This is a genomic window from Shewanella seohaensis, assembly GCF_023283775.1.
In the GTDB taxonomy this organism is placed as follows: Bacteria; Pseudomonadota; Gammaproteobacteria; order Enterobacterales; family Shewanellaceae; genus Shewanella; species Shewanella seohaensis.
The window spans coordinates 200,469-220,729 of sequence record NZ_JAKILE010000008.1; the positions used below are offsets into that span (position 1 = coordinate 200,469).

At 48.7% G+C, this 20,261-nt stretch carries 15 protein-coding genes and 3 tRNA genes; 5 read left to right on the forward strand and 13 right to left on the reverse strand.

Features of this window, described 5'->3' with window-relative positions:
- Positions 1 to 37: 37 nt before the first annotated feature.
- The 3 genes from L2713_RS11465 to L2713_RS11475 all read right to left on the reverse strand — a co-directional run bounded on the left by L2713_RS11465 (position 38) and on the right by L2713_RS11475 (position 3,424).
- Positions 38 to 2,221, reverse strand: a complete 2,184-nt coding sequence (locus tag L2713_RS11465) for a putative bifunctional diguanylate cyclase/phosphodiesterase (RefSeq protein WP_248967987.1) — start codon at positions 2,219 to 2,221, stop codon at positions 38 to 40.
- A 188-nt stretch (positions 2,222 to 2,409) separates the two neighbouring features.
- A complete protein-coding gene (locus tag L2713_RS11470; protein ID WP_248967988.1) occupies positions 2,410 to 2,697 on the reverse strand; it encodes a DUF406 family protein in 288 nt (95 codons plus the stop codon).
- 238 nt (positions 2,698 to 2,935) lie between these two features.
- Positions 2,936 to 3,424 carry a VC2046/SO_2500 family protein gene (locus tag L2713_RS11475; RefSeq protein ID WP_248967989.1) on the reverse strand — a complete coding sequence of 163 codons (489 nt, stop codon included), beginning with the start codon at positions 3,422 to 3,424 and terminating at the stop codon, positions 2,936 to 2,938.
- 125 nt (positions 3,425 to 3,549) lie between these two features.
- Between L2713_RS11475 and L2713_RS11480 the strand changes: the two genes are divergently transcribed.
- The 3 genes from L2713_RS11480 (at position 3,550) to L2713_RS11490 (ending at position 3,973) form a co-directional block, all read left to right on the forward strand.
- Positions 3,550 to 3,634, forward strand: a tRNA-Tyr gene (locus L2713_RS11480).
- Between the two features lie 39 nt (positions 3,635 to 3,673).
- Positions 3,674 to 3,758: transfer RNA gene (locus tag L2713_RS11485), tRNA-Tyr, on the forward strand.
- Positions 3,759 to 3,888: 130 nt separating this feature from the next.
- Positions 3,889 to 3,973 (forward strand) — tRNA-Tyr (locus tag L2713_RS11490).
- A gap of 180 nt (positions 3,974 to 4,153) precedes the next feature.
- On the opposite strand, the gene queE is transcribed toward L2713_RS11490, so the two are convergent.
- Complete coding sequence (gene queE / locus L2713_RS11495) at positions 4,154 to 4,822, reverse strand: 7-carboxy-7-deazaguanine synthase QueE (protein WP_248967990.1); 669 nt, start codon at positions 4,820 to 4,822, stop codon at positions 4,154 to 4,156.
- A 188-nt stretch (positions 4,823 to 5,010) separates the two neighbouring features.
- Between queE and queC the strand changes: the two genes are divergently transcribed.
- Positions 5,011 to 5,730, forward strand: a complete 720-nt coding sequence (queC, locus tag L2713_RS11500) for a 7-cyano-7-deazaguanine synthase QueC (RefSeq protein ID WP_248967991.1) — start codon at positions 5,011 to 5,013, stop codon at positions 5,728 to 5,730.
- The gene (rrtA, locus tag L2713_RS11505) at positions 5,727 to 6,344 is read left to right on the forward strand and encodes a rhombosortase (protein WP_248967992.1); all 618 of its coding nucleotides are present in this window, start codon (positions 5,727 to 5,729) and stop codon (positions 6,342 to 6,344) included. The genes queC and rrtA overlap by 4 nt, the downstream gene beginning before the upstream one ends.
- A 140-nt stretch (positions 6,345 to 6,484) precedes the next feature.
- On the opposite strand, the gene uvrB is transcribed toward rrtA, so the two are convergent.
- The 9 genes from uvrB to L2713_RS11550 all read right to left on the reverse strand — a co-directional run bounded on the left by uvrB (position 6,485) and on the right by L2713_RS11550 (position 20,190).
- On the reverse strand, positions 6,485 to 8,506 hold the full coding sequence (gene uvrB / locus L2713_RS11510; RefSeq protein WP_248967993.1) for an excinuclease ABC subunit UvrB: 2,022 nt from the start codon (positions 8,504 to 8,506) through the stop codon (positions 6,485 to 6,487).
- Between the two features lie 708 nt (positions 8,507 to 9,214).
- Positions 9,215 to 9,976 (reverse strand): DNA adenine methylase, encoded by a 762-nt coding sequence (locus L2713_RS11515; protein WP_248967994.1) that lies wholly within the window; start codon positions 9,974 to 9,976, stop codon positions 9,215 to 9,217.
- Between the two features lie 142 nt (positions 9,977 to 10,118).
- Positions 10,119 to 10,337: a hypothetical protein gene (locus L2713_RS11520; protein ID WP_224021798.1), complete on the reverse strand. Its 219-nt coding sequence runs from the start codon at positions 10,335 to 10,337 to the stop codon at positions 10,119 to 10,121.
- Positions 10,334 to 12,133, reverse strand: coding sequence for a hypothetical protein (locus L2713_RS11525; RefSeq protein WP_248967995.1), 1,800 nt, complete (start codon positions 12,131 to 12,133; stop codon positions 10,334 to 10,336). The genes L2713_RS11520 and L2713_RS11525 overlap by 4 nt, the downstream gene beginning before the upstream one ends.
- On the reverse strand, positions 12,130 to 12,438 hold the full coding sequence (locus tag L2713_RS11530) for a hypothetical protein (protein ID WP_248967996.1): 309 nt from the start codon (positions 12,436 to 12,438) through the stop codon (positions 12,130 to 12,132). Before L2713_RS11530 ends, L2713_RS11525 begins: the two co-directional genes overlap by 4 nt.
- Entirely contained in the window at positions 12,431 to 13,384 is a 954-nt protein-coding gene (locus L2713_RS11535; protein WP_248967997.1) for a hypothetical protein, read from the reverse strand. The genes L2713_RS11530 and L2713_RS11535 overlap by 8 nt, the downstream gene beginning before the upstream one ends.
- Positions 13,385 to 13,396: 12 nt before the next feature.
- A complete protein-coding gene (locus L2713_RS11540) occupies positions 13,397 to 15,889 on the reverse strand; it encodes a hypothetical protein (RefSeq protein WP_248967998.1) in 2,493 nt (830 codons plus the stop codon).
- A 12-nt stretch (positions 15,890 to 15,901) separates the two neighbouring features.
- Positions 15,902 to 16,267, reverse strand: a complete 366-nt coding sequence (locus tag L2713_RS11545; RefSeq protein ID WP_248967999.1) for a hypothetical protein — start codon at positions 16,265 to 16,267, stop codon at positions 15,902 to 15,904.
- Positions 16,264 to 20,190 carry a tape measure protein gene (locus tag L2713_RS11550; RefSeq protein WP_428847968.1) on the reverse strand — a complete coding sequence of 1,309 codons (3,927 nt, stop codon included), beginning with the start codon at positions 20,188 to 20,190 and terminating at the stop codon, positions 16,264 to 16,266. The genes L2713_RS11545 and L2713_RS11550 overlap by 4 nt, the downstream gene beginning before the upstream one ends.
- Positions 20,191 to 20,261: the final 71 nt, after the last annotated feature.

Here is a 20,261-nt window from a genome sequence, read left to right on the forward strand (position 1 = left end):
TTTGTTTTTATATCACCAATACGACTAATCTAACTGGTTAATGCGTCACAAGATTAGGTTCTTTTGCCGCCAATAAGAATTGCGCAAATTCGGGCTCTCGCAACGCAGGACTGTATAAATACCCCTGCGCCTGATGGCAAAAACTCTTCGCCAAAAACGCTTCCTGCTCGGCGGTTTCAACCCCTTCGGCGGTCAAGGAAATATTAAGCGCGCTTGCCATCGCAATAATGGCCGAGACGATTTCTTGGCTTTCGCGGCTAATGGTGAGATCGGAGATAAAGGAGCGGTCGATTTTTAACTTACTGATCGGGAATTGTTTAAGATAGCGCATCGAGCTGTAACCCGTACCAAAGTCATCGATGGCCAGCCCTACACCCAGCTCTGCCAATTCCTGACATAAGAGCGTGGCATGGCGAATGTCGCCCATCAATTCCGTCTCGGTGATCTCAAGGATCAGGGTTTTAGGCTTTAAACGATAGCGCGTCAGCAGTTGCCAGACTTGCTCATACAGGTTTCCGCTAAAAAACTGCCGCGCCGACACGTTAACATGCATGCTTAAATCGGCATTATGGTGCTGCCATATATTCAATTGTCGGCACGCGGCCTCAAGCACCCAGCTGCCAATGGCGTTGATCATCCCAGATTGCTCGGCAATATCGATAAAGGCGCCGGGATACAGCACACCTTTTTTCGGGTGATGCCAACGGATCAAAGCTTCAGCACCGATATAGGTTTTCTGCTCCAGATCCCGTAAGGGCTGATAATAAAGTTCGAATTGACGGCCACGAATCGCGCTATGCAAATCACGCTCGATTTGTGCATCTTCCTTAAAGGCGCTGAGCAAGGTGCTGTTAAACACTTGAATAGCAGTGCCCTTTTTCTTCTTCGCGTATTGCACTGCGATATCGGCGCAGGTCAGCGGCGCGAACAGATTGGCCACCGAGGCGATATCGACAACCGCCAATGCAGGTTTGGGTTCGATTTGCTCACGACCGATTAAAATCGGCATGGCTAAATGCTGGTATAGGCGAGTACTGAAATAATCCAGATCGTAAACCGCGTTATCATCGGTGAGCAACACGGCAAACTCGTCGCTACCGACGCGGGCAATTTCGGTTGCCTTATTAATTTCCGAAAAATGTTTTAAGCGCCGGCCAATTTCAATCAGCAAGCTATCGCCATTTTCGTGGCCATAGGTATCGTTGAAACGTTTAAAGGCGACTAAATCGACCAACAGCAACAATCCATTGGTGGTGCGCTCCAATACGCGATTGAAGTGACTACGATTATTCAGCCCAGTGAGGCTACAACGCCAGGCTAAACGCTCAAGCTCCGCCTTATAGTTGTGCTCATCTGTGCTTTCTTCGCCGGAAACTAAAGCGTAATGATTGCCGCGATCGGTGATAAATTGGCTGACCACATACTTGAGCCAGTAGCGACTGCCATCGGCTCGATTAAATTGCACTTCGCCTTTGGCCTGCTCGCCTCTGAAAATCTTGGCCAAGGTCTGCTCGGCTAATTCACTGTGCTGCTTAAAGAAACTTAACTCTCGTAAATTGGTGCCTATGCTTTTTTCACGCGCTAAGCCGGTGATCTCTTCGTGGGCTTGGTTAACGTATTCCACTTTTTCGGTGTGCAGGTTAATCAACATGCTCATTTGACGAGACTGCTCGGTGGCACAGCGAAACAGGCTTAAGCGCTCTTCTTTGTCATAGGTATGTTTGGTGGCCAGCGTGAGGGCCAGTTGATCGGCCATTTGGCAGGCAAGGTGAATTTCGCTGTCGTGCCAATGGTGAGTCAGTTGCGCTCGCTCAAGGCAAAGCACGCCTTCAAGATGACCATTAATGCGAATGCCAATCTCGAGACTAGATAAAATTTTCCGAGGGATAAAATAGTTATCGACTAACTCAGTCAAGCGCGGATCGATAAGCGTATTACTCGCATCGATATGGCGATGATTTTTGAGTTCATCTAAATAGCATGGCAGCGTCTGCAACTGTGAAGGACGGTAAGTGTCTTGTAGGGCCATAGCGCCAAATTGCGCTACCAGGGATTGGCTCGATTGATCGGCGGAAAAAATCCATACCGACACCAGAGAAACGGCTAAATTTTGGCAAAGTAGCTCAGTGGCTAACTCTGCGGTCTTAGTAAAATCACCCTGCTGTTTAGCCGTGGAATGCACTAAAGACTCTAATAAATGCTGATGCTGACGTCGCTTCACTCTGATCCCTACAAAACTTCGTGTTGGGTAAAACGGTACTGCTGCGACTAACACACTAAAGAAGCGTGTTAATAGAGCCAATTAATCTTTATTTTTGTTGATGCAGATTACACTATCTACATTTAAAACAGCAACATCGGCCACACTTTATTACAAATTAACGCTAACGGACTTCACGGTCGCTTGCATCATAGGCCATTCTCTAATTGAAAAATCATTTTCTCGACACTCACATCGAAGACCAGTTTGAGGGTAACACCCACTTCATCCTGCACAATATTCCCTTGGGCTTGGCTAAAACGCGCTTGAGCCCGCTCCAACATCTTAGTCGCTTCGACCTCAGCCTCTGCACCCGCGAAGGATAACTCCAGCACTGTATCCTGCTCATCAATCACAGCGCCAATATCCACAAAACTGCCGCAATCGGTGCAAGTGTCGTTCACGGTAGCCGCTTGTCCTGCAATGATACCTTTCATCTGTTTTTCCTCTCTAATCGCTGTAAGGGTGATGCATCAACTTAAACCAGCATCATTAACGCCTTATTATAGGTAACAGTGGCGGCAGAGACTCAGCTTTAGCTCACGCTTATTATTGTGCATCGACACAGTTGACGGCTATTTGGCCAACAAGTTCCTTTAATCCCTAGCATTGCTTTTAAAGACAGAATCTTGCTTAACAGCCCGATAGCGACTTGGAGGCAAGACGACATACTCGTTAGGCGCTGGCCAATAACGGCACTAAGTTCCGTTGAATCGCCAGTTGATCGGCAAAATGCATGACGTCCATTTTCGGGGATGGCAACTGGCCACGTTGGCGCAGACGTGTGGTGAGATCGCAATTGCTTAAGGCTTCGGCCATCGCGATAGGCTCAGCACCGCGGATCACTAATGCCTCTGGGCGCAATGCCTGTTGCAGTTGAAACGCCCTCGCGCCTTGCTCAGCAAAAACAGCACTATTGTCGGTAACCTTGTTATCCGTCGATAAATCCGCCACAAGCGCTTGCTTGGGGGGTAACTCGAACTGACGTTGTAATTTTTCTGCATTATCGAGCTCTTTTTGCCATTGAAACTGCGCCATGTCCCTCGCGTCTGCAGACAATAGCGACAGCAACAGGGCGAACTCTCCTCGCCTGTTGTGTTCGATTGCCGCATTTAAGCGGGAGCCAATTTGGGCTTCGTTGATTAAAGGAACATCGATCTGCATAAAAAAACATCATTAAAACAACTCGTTGTTAGTTAATCGACCAGTTGAACCAGAACTTTAGGAAAATTTTCATATTTAGACTTTACATGCCAAACGTTTCTGACTACTATGGCGGCCGCAATTGAGGAGGGGTTCCCGAGTGGCCAAAGGGATCAGACTGTAAATCTGACGGCTCCGCCTTCGAAGGTTCGAATCCTTCTCCCTCCACCATTTGCACTAACAATTAGCGATACTATAAAAGATACTCGTGGAGGGGTTCCCGAGTGGCCAAAGGGATCAGACTGTAAATCTGACGGCTCCGCCTTCGAAGGTTCGAATCCTTCTCCCTCCACCACTTTTATCTTCTGTTCTTCGTCAATCGTTAGTCTGCTGTAAACTTGCTTTACCCTTAAATCCGGCCAAGATTTAAGATAACTTTAAAATCAGACTCGATGAGTCGGACTTAAAAGTTGAAGAAAATATGTGGAGGGGTTCCCGAGTGGCCAAAGGGATCAGACTGTAAATCTGACGGCTCCGCCTTCGAAGGTTCGAATCCTTCTCCCTCCACCACTTCTTTCTCATATCACTCTTTATACCGCTTTATTCCCCAAGTTTTCTTTCTAGCACACCAGCTTATCCAAAGTTATTTTTATCGCTTACTTAAGACTATTGTCTTTAATCCATAGATTTTGCTGATAAAAAACGCCCCATTCGGAGCGTTCAAGAAGAGTACATAGCGCTAAGTGGCGATTAATCGATATTCAAGTACTTATGGGTCTGAATCGATAAACGCCAGTTGCGGGCAATACACACCTTCATGGCTAATTCCGTCGCCCTTGGTTTTTGGCTGATCGGTTGCAGACAAATCGTTTTCGCTGACACATCAATCCCTTTGAGTAACTCATCGAGTTCGTCGATATGATTTTCGGTCGCTATCGGGTGCTTAATCTCGTTGGCGCGGATCAAGGCCTGCGCTAACACCTGATAACCACCTTTCATATTGATCTTGGGCGAGACAGTTACCCAGGTATCAGCATCGCACTTCACCTCAAAGGTGCCACTGGTCTCGATTTGAGTGGCAAAACCGGCAGCATGAAGCGTGTGAGTTAATTCATTCAGATCGTACATACAAGGCTCACCACCTGTGATCACCACATGGCGCGCCGTGTATCCCTTAGCGTTGAAAGCCTCGATAAGACTCTGCGCCGTATGGTTTGCCCAGCGCCCCACGGAGCCATCGACGGTGATCACTTGTTCGGGTGACACCTTATTTTCCTCAAGCAGATCCCAAGTCTGTTTCGTATCACACCAAGCACATCCCACAGGGCAACCCTGTAAACGCACAAAAATGGCGGGCACTCCGGTAAAGACACCTTCACCTTGAATGGTTTCAAAGACTTCGTTGACTGGGTAATTCATGCTAGCGTTCCGTTTTTCTGGGGCGGCATTTATAGAGGATTTTAGCTGCAGCTGCAAGTTTTTACCGCCTCAGCCATTGTGATACCAAGTGCCGAATACCCGTCGCCACGCGTCAGCAAAGAGTTTGCAAGCCCTAGCGCCTGAGTTACACTTACGCCCTATTTTATGTGTCAATTTAAGTGGATCCTATGTCAGCAGCATCAGTTTCAAAGGTGGTAGTGGTTTTCAGTGGCGGACAAGACTCAACGACTTGTCTTATTCAAGCCTTAACTCAGTTTGATGAAGTCCACGGGATCACCTTCGATTATGGTCAGCGTCACCGTGAAGAAATTGAAGTTGCTAAATCCCTCGCCAAGCGCTTAAAGATCACTAGCCATAAAGTGATGGATGTGAGTTTACTCAATGAGTTAGCTATTTCTGCCCTCACCCGCGATGCGATCCCTGTATCCCACGAATTAATGGAAAATGGCTTGCCCAATACCTTTGTGCCCGGCCGTAATATCCTGTTTTTGACTTTGGCGGGGATCTACGCCTACCAATTAGGGGCCGAGGCGATTATTACTGGTGTTTGCGAAACCGATTTTTCCGGTTATCCCGACTGTCGCCACGACTTTGTATGCGCGATGGAATCGGCACTAGTGCAAGGCATGGATAAAAAGCTTGAGATCATCACGCCATTAATGTGGCTCAACAAGGCCCAAACTTGGGCGCTAGCCGATAAATATCAGCAGCTCGATTTGGTTCGCCACCATACCCTGACCTGTTATAACGGCATTGTCGGCGATGGTTGCGGTGATTGCCCAGCCTGCCATCTTCGTAAACGCGGCTTAGAGGATTACCTGCAAAATAAAGCAGAGGTAATGGCCTCACTCGACAAGGCGACTGAAACGGGTAAACCGCAGGCGTGAGACTGGTGACGTTAAAAAAACTCGGCCCCTATTGGTTGGCGCTAATCGTCAGTCTGCTCTGCGCACTCTTGTATGTTGCGGGACTTTTTGCCCCGAGCATAGATAACCTGCTCGCCTATCGCCGCAGCGCCATCAGTGATGGCCAGTGGTGGCGCCTGATCACAGGCAATCTGCTGCATACCAATCATTGGCACCTGCTGATGAACCTCGCAGGATTATGGGTAGTGTTGTTTTTGCACCACTTTCATTACCGGCTCAAGGGCTTAACCGCGCTGTTTATCCTGCTTTGTCTGTTTGAAGGCATTGGTCTGTATCTGGGCTATCCGCAGTTATTAGGTTATGTGGGGCTGAGTGGCATGTTACACGGGCTATTCACCTTTGGTGCAGTGCAGGATATTCGCCGCAAAATGCGCTCGGGTTATTTGTTGCTTATTGGGGTGATAGTTAAAGTCGGCCATGAACAGTTCTATGGCGCCAGTGATGATGTGACCGCAATGATTGGTGCACGCGTGGCCACCGAGGCGCATTTAGTCGGCCTGATCTGCGGCTTAGTCTGCGCGCTTATGGTGTTTGTGTACCAACGAAGCAGATTCGCCAAGGAAACGCAGCGCTAATACCTCAAAGTTTGATTAATCCATACAAAAAAGCCGCCTCATATTGTTATGTTGGCGGCTTTTTTATTAAGTAGAGAAGCTTGGGATAGTTTAATTAGGATCAAAGTCCTGAGTCTAAATCAGCTGAGGCCTAGATTTTATTAGGCTGTGATCAGCAACTCCCGTAGCCGTTTCACCTCATCACGCAAGGCCGCCGCCTGTTCAAACTCCAAGTTACGCGCATGTTCATGCATTTGCTTCTCGAGTTTGTCGATATCATGGCTAAGCTGCGCCGCATCGGCTTGATAACGTTTGGCTTTAGGTTCAGCCACTTTACCCAGTGACGATGGGCTATAACCCTTTTCAGTGTCTCTGCCATCGTCGATATCCATCACGTCGGTAATGCGCTTAACCACGCCTTTTGGCACTATGCCATGCTCAAGGTTGTAGGCGTGTTGTTTCTCGCGGCGACGCTCGGTTTCACCCATCGCCTTGGCCATCGACTGAGTGATCCTATCCGCATAGAGGATAACCTTGCCATTGACGTTACGCGCGGCGCGACCTATGGTCTGAATAAGCGAACGTTCCGAACGTAAAAAGCCTTCCTTATCCGCATCGAGAATACAGACTAAGGAAACTTCGGGCATGTCTAAACCTTCACGCAGCAAGTTGATACCGACCAACACATCAAACTTACCGAGGCGCAGATCCCGAATGATCTCCACCCGCTCCACGGTATCGATATCCGAGTGCAAATAACGGACTTTGACGCCGTGCTCATCGAGGTATTCGGTTAAATCCTCCGACATGCGCTTGGTTAGGGTGGTAACAAGCACCCGCTCATTGACGGCGACGCGTTTGGCAACCTCGGAGAGTAAATCATCCACTTGAATGCTGACCGGGCGCACTTCTAACTCGGGATCGAGCAAACCCGTTGGCCGAACAACTTGCTCAACAATCTCACCACCACTCTTATCCAGTTCGTAAGGGTTTGGTGTTGCCGACACATAAATGGTCTGTGGCATCAATTGCTCAAACTCTTCAAACTTCAGCGGCCGGTTATCCAGCGCCGAGGGTAAACGGAAGCCATATTCCACAAGCGTGGTTTTACGGGAGCGGTCACCCTTATACATGGCGCCAATTTGCGGCACAGTGACGTGGGATTCGTCAATAATCAACAAACCATCGGCGGGTAAATAATCAAGCAAGGTCGGCGGTCCTTCACCCGGTGCACGGCCCGACAGATAGCGGGAGTAGTTTTCAATACCAGAGCAATAGCCCAGTTCGACCATCATCTCGATATCGTATTGCACCCGCTCGTGGATCCGCTGCGCTTCAATCAACTTATTATTGTCGAGCAAATACTGCTTACGCTCGCGCAGCTCTTCTTTAATTAACTCGGTCGCTTCGAGGATTTTTTCCCGCGGCGTCACATAGTGGGTTTTCGGATACACAGTAGTGCGCGCGATACGCTTAACAATTTGCCCCGTTAACGGGTCAAACTCGCTTAAGCGTTCAATTTCATCGTCAAAGAGTTCGACTCGAATCCCGTAGCGGTCAGAATCGGCGGGGAAAATATCGATAACTTCACCACGGGCGCGGAAAGTACCGCGCTGCAACTCGAGATCGTTGCGAGTATATTGCAACTCACTCAATCGCTTAAGAATATCCCGCTGCCCCATGGTATCGCCCTGGCGTAGGTGCAAAAGCATCTTCATGTAGGAATCGGGATCGCCCAGACCGTAAATGGCCGATACAGAGGCAATCAAGACGACATCCTTACGCTCTAACAGTGCTTTCGTCGCCGAGAGTCGCATTTGCTCGATATGGGCGTTAACCGACGCATCCTTTTCAATAAAGGTGTTCGATGCGGGCACGTAGGCTTCTGGTTGGTAATAATCGTAATAGGAGACAAAGTATTCCACCGCATTATTGGGGAAAAACTCTTTCATCTCACCATAAAGCTGCGCCGCCAGCGTCTTGTTTGGCGCCATAATAATGGTTGGGCGCCCCAGTTGGGCGATCACATTGGCGATAGTGAATGTCTTGCCGGAGCCAGTTACCCCCAATAAGGTTTGGCAAGCAAGGCCCGATTCTAAGCCATCGACCAACTTGGCAATAGCCGTGGGCTGATCCCCAGCGGGGGCAAATTGAGATTCAAGCTGAAAAACAGATTCTGACACGCGAACATATCCTTGTGGTTAGTCGCCCCATTCTAATCAACTCATCCTTCAAGCTCCAGCAGTTCTCCTTTAGAAGTCAAAGGGAGCATTAATCCCTAAAGCATCTGAATGACAGTTTGATGGACAGAAAATGAAACTTTTTGACCACGAGCTTTTAATGCTCAAATTGGCGATAAAACGCCCAAAAATACAGGAGAAATGCCAAATTAATACACAAGAGTTGACTTTCACTTGCTTACAAAATTGCAACCTCAAACAAGACCCAAAAAGATAAGGCTTGCAATTCATATCTATTTGATAAATATACTATTAAATTTTTATCGCCAAAATAGTGCAATTTAAGTCCATCACACGTGCAGCAAGGCTTTGCCGCCTGTTTCAAGCCGCAACTCACAGGGTTATCCACAGAATTTGTTGATAAGTCGAAATTAGCGAGAAACCATGCGGGATTGAGGACTATTCCACCCTTAGCTCGCGCGCTCGTCGGGTTTAGTAATTTTATTACATTTGATAAATGTTACTACTTGTTATGTAGCGCGCCACATGGTTTGAAAAACAAATTCATGTGAAATGAAAAAGTTATAAGCCGCTATTTACTAACGGATTCATCTATTTTGAAAAATGTGAGTTCACATAGATTGAAAAAATTGTATATAAGCCCTCTAAAAAGAGGGCTATTGAGACATATTAAACGCTGAATACATTCCCCTACCAATTCCAGATTAGTAGCTCTTGCTGCTCGCTAGAGCGTCCTGATCCTCCTACTGTATAACGAATACCTAACGTCTTCATTTCTAAGCCGTCAAACGCCTCACGCATTTCGGGGATGTCATTAACGCTGATCACCATCTTGCCTTTTATAGTCTTCGCCAGCTCGGCCATCAAGGCATATTGCTCTAGTCCAAACTCCACGCCATATCCTGCAGTACTCCAGTAAGGCGGGTCTAGATAGAACAAGGTTTCAGGCTTATCGTATCGTCTTACACATTCCGCCCAATCCAACCGCTCGATATAGGTTCTCGCGAGTCGAAGATGCGCAATGCTAAGATCCTCCTCAATACGCAGTAAGTTCAAACCAGCAGGGCGTGATGCCGAACTCCCAAAGTTCTGACTAGATACCTTGCCACCAAACGCCAGCTTTTGCAGATAGTAGAATCGGCTTGCTCGCTGAATATCGGTTAAGGTCTCAGGGTTAGTATTCTTCTGCCATAGGAATTCTTCACGGCTGATTAAAGCCCATTTAAAGTGCCTAATAAACTCCTCTAAATGATGTTTAATGACACGGTAAAGATTCACCAAATCGCCATTCATATCATTAACCACTTCCACCCGTGCTTCATCTTTGCTGAAGAACATCGCAGCACCACCGCAGAATGGCTCCACATAGGTATGATGCTCAGGAAATAACGGTAAAATCTCTTTAACTAATCTACGCTTACCCCCCATCCAAGGGATGATCGGTTTTGGCATGTGAGCCTCCTTTTTTAGGATTTTTTATGCTAGGCTCGGTTCGCCGTGTCGACGCGGTGAGGGAGCCTTGGTTGGCTCACAGGGTCTTATCCTGTGTGTTGACGGTCTGGTAATGTTGGTAGCATTGCCAGACCGCTCTCTTTTAAATCTCTATTTCAACATAAGTCAGATCGGCGGCTTGGCCTTGGATCTGCCCATCTACGATATACACTTTGCCGCTTGCCACTGAGTCACCCAATACTGTTTGATAACTGCCATCGGCGTGCTGCACTGTCGTACTGCCATTAGCCACGTTAACTACAGTCGCCACGCTGCGTTGCGGCTTAGGGTTTAGGTTCGCTAAGCGTTGATAGATATTCATGCTGCGACTCCATTAGCGTCCTTATTCCGTAATAAAGTCACGGTTTGATTGACCGTCACTTGACCAGTGGACTCACTCACCGTAGCGCTAATACTCCACGCCTCACACACCGACTTAAACACCTCGGCACCTTTACGAACCCCAATCAACATACCTGGTCGCATCGGTGGTAAATCCGCTAGCACCTTGGTACGTATTGAGGTCTGCACTTTATTACCCGCATTGGCTAGCTCAGTGGTGCCTCGCATTCTGGCGGCTTGGTTATCAGTGATTAACTTGTCCACTATATCAACACAAAAGTTGTCGCCAGCAGTCCCGAAGCGTTTCACTTTTGCTGCAACGCCCTGCTGTTCTCCCCTTACAAACACCGCATTAGCATCGGGCCGAATATCCACTTGCTCACTAAAATCGAGGATCACGCTATCGTGTAGAATCACATCAGGTACCGCAGTTGCGGTATTCCAAGGCACCACTGGCCACTGAGGGATCACGGTAATCGTTTGGGTTTCATCATCCACATCGAGCATGGCCCCAATCCCCGACGCCATCATGTTCAATGCTTCTGCGGGAGTTTTCGCGGCATAACTAAAAGCATTCGCGGGGATGGTAAAATCTGAGATCTGGCTGGCAATCGACCAGCCAGTGTTGGCCACAATGTCAGACATCAAACCGATAAAACTGCGGGAGGCCATATTCACATAGTTGGTCGCCTTCTTATATGGACTAGCAAGCGCCGCTAAACGACCTCGGCAAGTAGCACTAAAGCTTGACTTACCAAAACCTTTGGACTCGCTTGGAGACTCACACAGCAGATAAAAGTCATAACCGTTAATGCTAATTTTTAGCAGTTCATTGGCCGCACGCTCGGCATCGATGCGGGATGAAAACACCACAGTGCCATTGCTCGACCATTGGGAACGCGACTTAGCGATAGAGACCGATTTCAGCACCACCGCCGCACCATCACTTACCCGAATACAACTAATTTGCGGCTGCATGAGATAACTCCTTCTAATTTGCGGTTCAATGGGGATCTTAAAATCAATAGTGGGTAATGATGGATTCGTGCCTATCAGGCCGCCGCCATCGTCCCAGTAACAAACATTGGGTGAAGGAGTAAAGCGCAACACTATCGGGCTATGGTTGTCGGATAATAGCTCATTAAAGCGCAATGTGACCGTGCCAACGGATGGTTTGTACTTGCTCGAACATACCCAACGCGCAGCGTGTGGCCCCCATGTGATGCCCTGCATATCGCCTGAGCCTAGGATATCTGAATAAGCAAGCCTAACCTCTGTTGCGGCTAAATCACCTTGCAGTAAACCCAGTCCGATAATCTGCGTAGTGGCCTTAGGTTGGCGCCATGGCATTTCAACCATGGTTTGCGCAGCCTCTGGCGATAACCATAGGCTGGCAGCTTGCACCGAATGTGAATCGGGTACCAACCACAGCAGATCTGCTTTGCATGGCACCAGGTTATTCCAGCGCCAAACTACTGAGGCGGTTATCCCCATTAATGCCTTAGCTTGCCACTTGGCCGTTAGCAGTTGTTTCACATAATTAACTTGCCACTGCAGCTCCAACATTATGCCGTAGCTTTCAGTCGCACTCGCTATGGTTAGCTGCTGGGCGACACTCTGCCCTATGGCGATACCAAGGCCGCACATCATGCCAATGGTACCCGCGCTAATGGGTACCTCTGGCACTTCAGGTATAGGGTCATCAGTAAAGCGAAGAACAAGAGGTGAAGTGCTGACAATCCATGGTTTATCAAAACGGAGAACAAGGGTTGTCATGATCGAATCACTGGCATGATTGGCTTCAATAATTCGGCGTTTTTACCATCGACCATTTTACAATCATAGACACCATCCTCGTCTAATATGCCGACTATCAGCTTGTTATTAATGACAAACTCATTTGGCACACGCAGATTAACGATTGGGGTATCCGTTCTTTTATTTGCGTAATACTCTAATGTATCGCGGTTGAAAATAATGACTCTATTTGCGGCAGGGTCAACATCAACTGATACTATGGCTTGATAGGCATTGGTATGGAAACCACTTGTAAGTGTTATCGTTTTTAAACCATTAGGCATACCATTCACCTTCCATTTTTAACCAAAACATCGTTGTAGCGTACCCCTGTACTACACGATATAACACACCATCAAAAGTATGTTCGAACCCAGTTAAGGTGCGCCCACCTTGAACCGACGGAATAACCAATGCAGGTATGATTCCCCGTAGAAAAGGCAGATTGTCATTTACAGGGATATTACCAGCTGGGGCAGTTGAAACACCTCTACGCAATACCGCTGGTGTAAATACCATAGGGAGATTGGTTGCAAAAATCCCGCCCGGATTTTGGTCACTGGCAGTATAAGGAATAAGATTCGTATCTACCCTATATTCGGTTCTACCAGTTCCACTTGCTGATGGGTATAAAATAGCAACAAGGTTTGGAGAGCTACCAACATTGTCGCTGTAGCTTGCTGCTGTAGAATCTGCGGTGCCCGCTATACCATGAACTAGCGTAAAAGGGCTGGTATCGTTTGGATCAAATGTTTCAATGTCACCCACAAATACTGTCCAACACCCACTGCTATAACCCGTACTTGATGCCCATGTTAATTCCGATGAATTTTGAACCATCCAAAACCCGCGACTCGTACCAAAAACCACCCACCCATTAGTGCGCGCCTGATATAAACCTAATCTGCGTTGCAAAATTTTATCGATATAAACGCCAACATCAGTCATGCCTTTTGCAACAGATAGATCTATCGAAACGTTTGTCCCATTGGTGCCGTTGCTACTGGCAATCTGGAAATACCCGCCAGAACCCACTACAGGGTTATTTCGAAATACCGCTGCATAAGATGCCGCATTTTCAAACTCTAACGTCCAACCAAGCGGCGATTTATCACCATAGCCCTCGACCAAACATTTTTTAAGAATAGTGATCCAATCTAATGGGTTGGCGGCGGTGCCAACAGGCGCACCTTGGTCAGTGCTGCGATAAACGGTTACTGGTAATCCCATATCAACTCCTATTTAAGATTCATTACCAAAGAAGGACAACACGGCTTTATCTGTAGTGATTTGACTGTGGCCAACCTGCACATTACGCAGCAGCATAATGGGTTTGGAGGCGGCAAAGGTTGGGAAGCGCAGCACTTCACCCTGTTGCCAGCCACCACCCCACCCGCCTTTTCTGAGGATAAAGTACGGGCTGTTTGTCACTGGGTTGATTGGGGCGAAATCATTAAGGGTATCGCCAGTACCGATTTGGCCGAGGCGGCGACCAACACAGCGGAACGCGGTTGGACTGGTCATAATAAACGCCCAATCTTCATTTACGGCGGTGTTGTTTTTGACTTCAATTGGATAATCAACCGAGTTGTAATTACCCGTGGCGGGGTCGCCGTCAACGTCCCAATTATTGGCCCATGCGGTCATATCGCGTACTTGGCCGACACGGGCCTGCAAATCCCCTAAAATCAGCACACTGGCCACGGTAGTCCCTACGGGATATTCGCGGGATAACTCCTTGGCCAACACAATGCTGTTTGGGGTAAAACTTGACACTAACGCGAGTTCGCTAATCACATCGGTTAATAGAAATGGCGCGGCGAATCCTGCAAAGTCGCTATTAATGGTGACTGTGCATGCCGCTTTGTTCACGGTGTAGTGGGTGTTGTCGCTTGTCCATAGGCTGGCGCCATTGGCATCGGTAATATCGCTAAAGGTGGCGTTTTCACGAATGTTATAGACGGTACCAATATTCCCTGTGACTTGCTGCACTTGTGAGTGTGATAGCGCTATCGTGCCCCACTGGCGAAACATATCAACAATGCCATCGTTAGGGATACGCAGCGGATTAAGGCCGTAAATCTCAGCCGGTGGCAGTTGCCGGACTTGGTCGCTAATGTCATAGCGCAAGGTGATTAAATCCACTGCAGCACTAAAGGTCAGTTCGACAATACCATTAGTAATTGTGCCATCTACCCCTGCCCCTGTAACCACGCCTTGAGCATCTGCTGAGGCGCTAATCAGCGCTCGGTCTGATACGCGCTCAACCTGCACATAAAAGCTCTCGAGCAAGGGATTGGGTACCGCCAAGGTAAACTTGGCGACTGTATCCCCTGCCGCTGCTGCGTCGCTCGACTCAACTAAACCTGCATAGGTTAAGGTGAAGCTGCCACGGCTTACGACTTGTGGAGTGACCACGCCTGTTAAGTAATCAATTGTCGCCAGGTGTTCTGTGCCGTCATACAGCTTGCCGCTATTGCCATCAGCGCTCACTTGCTCATAAATATCTTGCGGCGCATAGTTGGCATCATCAAACACCACTCGGCCCTTAATACTGCCCACGGTAAGCTGCTTATTTGCAGGGAACACATTGGCGCTTGAATAAATGCTGTACTTATACGATGACACATAAAACAAGCTAAGAGTCGGGATATTAAATCTCGCGTTTGAGGTTAACGTGACGGTGATATTACCCGTGCCAATGGTCACTGACTGAATATAGCTTGTGTATCCACCTAAGTTAGCTGTGGGGACGGTTGAAATCGCCAACACGCCATTATCATCGGTCAGTAAGTCAGGCGTAGTGAAGGTATAGCTATAGGTACCTTCTGCTGCGGGTTGGTTGATCACTTTGCGGATCACTTGGCTTACCGTGGCATCGCCGTTCTCACTGCCACCGACAATGGTATTGCCTGGTTTTGGCAATATGGTGGTAATGGCGGGAAGCAATGAAAGCTGGGTGGTACCCACGGCTAAGTTCACACCATTGGCTACTGCCGTTAACTTGGTAACGCCGTGAAACTTAAGCGGTGATGCGGTATTCGATAAGCGCAACTTAGTGCAGTTGGTTTGGCCATTAATGTTTAATGATGGCCAAGGCGTGGCGAACGGGATCGGCGGGTCAAAGCTGACCGTTCCAACATAACCATTAACGATGCTGGTCTTAGTGACTTTGGCAAAATGGGTTTTACGTGGCCAGTCGGCATTTTCTACCCCAGTATATTCCACGGTAATACAGATCACTTGGCCGACCTGCAGATAGGTGGTTTTCCAATAATCGCGGTCATTAAATCGATACATAGACTGCAAATAGTCTGAGGAAAACGAGTTTTGATTCACAAGGAACCCGGGGCCGCCTTCACGAATTAATTCCCCTGCCGTTACCGATGATTCGATAATTTCTTTCATATCGGTCATGCGGGACGCATCATTAAGCGCGGGGGATTCAATCATAAACACGTTTACCAGCTCATCGACTGGTGGCTCACTGAAAAACACATAGGCCTGCTTAAGCTTGCCCGTGTCGTTGGTGTAAAGCGTTGGGTAAGCCTTAGCTATTTCGATACTCGATTGGGCGTGATCGATATCAGCGATAGCATCAAACATTTCATTAATCTGCCCTGATTGCACAGCGTTGTTCGTGCGCTGGCCGCCAGCCTCATTGCTCGAACCTAACAGTTCAGGCTTGAAGATTTTTAAGCTGTCGCGGGAAATTGGAGTCGGGGAAGTTGCCATATTAAATAGCCTTTAAACAGTGATTAACTTAATGGTGATGGCATCGACAGCATCGGGTGCGCTATCGCTGTAGTTAATAGCTGGTACACCGCTAATCGCTTGTTCGCGGTAATCCCAAATCACATTAAATACCGTGCCGTTAATATCCAGATTGAAGCTGGTCGCCCCTTTCGTGCTGGCGTGAGTTTCAAGGGCTTCAAATAGGTTGATGGATTCGCCATCACTGAATAACACAATGGATCGCCCAGCTTGTTTAGTCGCGACTTCGATATGCTGCGAACCATCGAGAGCAAATTCACTCGTGCAGACAAAGGGCGTATAACCGATGCGGTTAAGCCAAATAAATTGCGGTAATTGAATGGTGTCTAGGGTGATCATGACGTTGCCTTAATCTGCTCTAACTCGCGTAAAAACATCTGCTTAAACTCATCCAATAAATCAGCCTTCAGCACATTACCGGAGGGCATCACTAGCTCTAGCCGATACACCTGCACGCTGCCGCCCGTGCTTGGATTGTTGACCGATGGCGCTGGCGCTTGGCTGGCACTGCTGCGCGTGGAATTCGTCGCGGTGCTGGCGCTGCTTGATACGCTATCTTTAGCCCGTGCGCTGCGTTCTGCCGCATCGGCTTCAATTTGTTTAAGTTTGGTGGCGTAGATTTGCTGGCTGAGCTGTAGTGCTTCTTGGGCACTGGCAATGGACTCATTATCCTGGGCGGTTCGGGCTGCATCGAGCTGCGCCTTGAGTTCGGCCTGTTGCTGCTCATAGCGGCGTTTCTCAATAGCAGCTTGGTTATTATTGAGCTGATCCATCTCATCTTTGAGACTGCCCAAGGTCGCGTTGATATCGTCACGCAGGCCAAGAATCCGATTGCGGGTCGCATCAATGGCGGCCTGCAGCGGCTTGAGTTCTTCATCACCTAATTCACGGATTAAATAGCCGGACTCGCGACTGATTTGATTCACCCGACCAAGGGTTATCGTCGAGCTTTCAAGCTCTTCAGCCCACTTACGCGTCAGCAAGGTTTCATTAATGATCTGCTTTTCGCGGATAAAGGCTTGGTTACTGAGCTGTGCCAGCACACCCCAAAAGCCCGTGTTTACCCGCATATTGTTCATAATGCTTTTGGTCAGCTCATCGAGCCGAGCATTCAGTTTTTCGGTGCTATCTTCGTTAAAGTTGAATTGCTTATTGAGGTGAGCATAAGCCCCCGCGAACAGGTTGACATACTCAGTGGCGCGGCCTGTGGTTTCTTCTAATTGCTCAAGCTCTTGGCGCTGTTCTGCTAAGGTTTTGTTAGTCTCTTTGACTTGTTCGTCAGTTTCTTGCTCACCATCACCTAAGCCGCCCATTAAACGTTGCAGTACGTTGAGCACTTGCACCAAGCGTTCTTTTTGCTGCAAGTACTCTTCAGCGGTAATGCCGCCATCCTTATAGGCTTTTTCGAGCCTTAACATTTCATCGCTGACGGCGGCATACTTGCTTTTGATCTGCTCGTAGTTGGCGGCTTCAAGCGCTTGTACTTCGCTAAGCTGCTTTGTTTGATCGCGCAGCTTACCTTGCAGGCTAATCAGTTCCTGTTGAGCCTTGGACTTATCCTTGCTTGATACCGTGGAGCTTTTAAGCACGTCGTTACATTGCTTTAAACGGGCTTCGGTTTCTGCCACTGCACGGCTTAACTTCGCCTGTTCGGGTGAGAGTTCCTTAGTGCTGGCCGTATAGCCATACTGTTTAGCCGTAAGGTCGCTAAGCTCTTTAGAGAGTCCAAGGGTTGCCGCCTGCGCCTTTAGGGATTCTGGTACTACAGCACCAGTGGCTTCGGCAGCTGTCAGCGCGGCTTTTGCCCACGCTAAAAATGCATCCTTTTGCTGCTCAAGCGGTTCGCGGTTATTACGGATAAGATTAAAAGCAGCCTCAGCCTTATTGGTCGCCTCAATCAAGGCTTGGCTGCTGGTGATGCCTAAGTCTTTATAGGCTTGCTCTAACGCTGCAGTCCCTTTGGCCGTGGCATCGAGGTAGCTTTGTTGCTCTTCGAATTTGGCCCGCAGTTCGGTGAGCAGTTTTACATGGCCCGCATACTCTGTTCCCGCTGCTTTTAAAGGTTCTAAGGCCGCATCAATTTGGCGAATAAATCCGCCCATACCGCCTTTAACATCATCAAGGGTTTTAACCTGTTCGCTTAAAGTTAAGGTCAGGCGCAGCGCTTCATCGACCGTCAGCTTAATCGGTTCAACTACCTCAACCGCAGCCTGTTTGACTTCCTCCATGGCTTTGGCGGCGTTCTTCCATTTACCGCTGGCATCGTCATAAATCAGCTTGCCGTCATCCACTGCCTTGTTGAACTCGGCCATAGTGGTAAAGGCAACACCCGTTTGCTCGCTTAAATCCTTAAGGGAAAACGCCAACTGCTTTGTGCTGGCCGCTGCTGTACGTTTGGATTTGGCTAATGCTTCTTCGGCGATCAGTAGCTCTTGGTACACCCGCGCCAATTCAACCAACTCGTTGATTAATGCTAGATACAAACCAGCCTTAGCAGCCGTAGCTAAGGCGGCTTTTAATTTACCAGCCGCTAGAGTGGCGGTTTCACTGGCAGCGGTTGTGCCTGCAATGGCTCCGGTATACAGGCGCATTGCACCAATGACGGCATTAGCACCCGTGATCACATCGCTAAAGTAGCTACCAACCTTTAAGGCTAAAAATGCCTTAGCCACAAACCCGATTTCATCACGGTAGTGGTACAGCATGGCCGCGCCATCTTGCACCGCAGAGCCAATGCTGACGATGGTATCGCTGATTTGCTGCGCCCATTGCTGTAAACGGCCGTCGCTTGCCATGGCAGCAAACTCTTGGTTTAGCTGGCTGATTTGCCCCTTAAGCCAATCAAGCGCGCCGGACTGAGCCACTAGGTCGTAAAAGTTAGTGAGATTATCTTTAAGGTTGGAAACTTGGCCACTGAGTAAAGCCATTTGCGCGGCGGCACTGCCGTTACTTGCGCGGCCCATCTCATCGATAAGGGCTTGGATAACATCACGCCCCAGCTTACCTTGGCTGCTTAACTTCTCTAGTTCGAGGCTATTCTTGCCCGTGACTTTCGCCAGCATGTCCCACACAGGAACGCCGCGCTCAATCAGTTGCAGGATCTCCTCACCCTGTAATTTCTGTTTTGCCCAGGCTTGGCCCAAAGCCAAGGTGATCCCCTCGACTTCTTGAAACCCGCCACCGAGTTTAAAGGCTTGATCCACAATCGCCTTCATGGTGCCGTTCATTGGGTCAAGGCCAAAGGCTTTGGCTTTTACAAACGCTTGGTTAACTTCATTGAGTTGCAGTGGCACATCGATGGCGAACTGCTTTACCCAAGCGGTGGCTTGGCGGCCAGATTCAAAGCTGCCCATCACGGCGTTCATCTGCACGCCTAAGCGCTCAAATTGATCCCCTGTGGCAAAGATGTCTTTAACGGCTTGGGCTACGCGGTCAAAGCCCAAGTATGCGCCCGCCAAGGCGGTCACTTGGCCGATCACCCCACGCAGGCTGGCAGCATGATCGCGGGCACTGGCATTGCCTTTATCTAGCTGATTAGCAAACTTATCGACATTGCGGCCAGTACCGTCAAATTCGCTACTTAACTTGCGCTGTGCGGTGGTGAGGTTGTTATAGTCAATACCCGATTTGGACAGGGCATTTTGCAGCTTAGTGTGGCTGGCCGATTGCTGCGCTAACTCGCGCTGCATTTGCTCCAGCTCTTTTTCGGCCACATCGATGGAGCGAGCCAGCTGCACAAAGGGTGTGTCGGTTTGGCTGGCACGTTGCTTTAAGTCCTGCAGTGCTAACGCCGCTGCCGTAACCGCAAGCTCTTGCTGTTCCAGCTCATTGCGGGAGCGTTTAAAGGTGTTGATTAGGTCTTGCTGGTTTGCCAGTTCATCGAGCTTATTAGCTAAGGTATTGGCTTTTTGGCTAGTCGATTGGCTGCTATCGCCTACGTCATCCAGCCCAGTGGCTAAGGGCTTAAGCTCGTTAGTGAGCTGCTCTGCTTGGTTGCTAGTATTGCGACCACTTTGGGCCACTTGGTCTAGCTGGTTGCTTAAGGGATCAAGGCTGTTTTTGAGTTCATCAACTTGATTCGCGCCCGCTTGGCTGGCGTCGCTAACGCTATCAATTTCATCGGCTAAGGCTTGCGTCTTAGGATTCGCCGCATCCGACTCGGCACCGATGCGCTTAAGCTCATCGACCAAGGCGGCAATATGCTGCTTGCCCGTGGCTTCGGCCACGATCCGCAGGGCGAGTTCTAAGGTTTTATCAGCCATGGCTATCTCGTTAATGCTCTCATTAGTATCTAAATAATCGGTATTTAAACGGCGGTTAAAGGGGGATTTAA

Excerpts from the sequence above, each read along its gene's own strand:
- L2713_RS11470 (WP_248967988.1), bottom strand. The coding sequence starts at position 2,697 with ATGAAAGGTATCATTGCAGGACAAGCGGCTACCGTGAACGACACTTGC.
- L2713_RS11475 (WP_248967989.1), bottom strand. The coding sequence starts at position 3,424 with ATGCAGATCGATGTTCCTTTAATCAACGAAGCCCAAATTGGCTCCCGC.
- queE (WP_248967990.1), bottom strand. The coding sequence starts at position 4,822 with ATGAATTACCCAGTCAACGAAGTCTTTGAAACCATTCAAGGTGAAGGT.
- queC (WP_248967991.1), top strand. The coding sequence starts at position 5,011 with ATGTCAGCAGCATCAGTTTCAAAGGTGGTAGTGGTTTTCAGTGGCGGA.
- L2713_RS11515 (WP_248967994.1), bottom strand. The coding sequence starts at position 9,976 with ATGCCAAAACCGATCATCCCTTGGATGGGGGGTAAGCGTAGATTAGTT.
- L2713_RS11520 (WP_224021798.1), bottom strand. The coding sequence starts at position 10,337 with ATGAATATCTATCAACGCTTAGCGAACCTAAACCCTAAGCCGCAACGC.
- L2713_RS11525 (WP_248967995.1), bottom strand. The coding sequence starts at position 12,133 with ATGACAACCCTTGTTCTCCGTTTTGATAAACCATGGATTGTCAGCACT.
- L2713_RS11530 (WP_248967996.1), bottom strand. The coding sequence starts at position 12,438 with ATGCCTAATGGTTTAAAAACGATAACACTTACAAGTGGTTTCCATACC.
- L2713_RS11535 (WP_248967997.1), bottom strand. The coding sequence starts at position 13,384 with ATGGGATTACCAGTAACCGTTTATCGCAGCACTGACCAAGGTGCGCCT.
- L2713_RS11540 (WP_248967998.1), bottom strand. The coding sequence starts at position 15,889 with ATGGCAACTTCCCCGACTCCAATTTCCCGCGACAGCTTAAAAATCTTC.
- L2713_RS11545 (WP_248967999.1), bottom strand. The coding sequence starts at position 16,267 with ATGATCACCCTAGACACCATTCAATTACCGCAATTTATTTGGCTTAAC.
- L2713_RS11550 (WP_428847968.1), bottom strand. The coding sequence starts at position 20,190 with ATGGCTGATAAAACCTTAGAACTCGCCCTGCGGATCGTGGCCGAAGCC.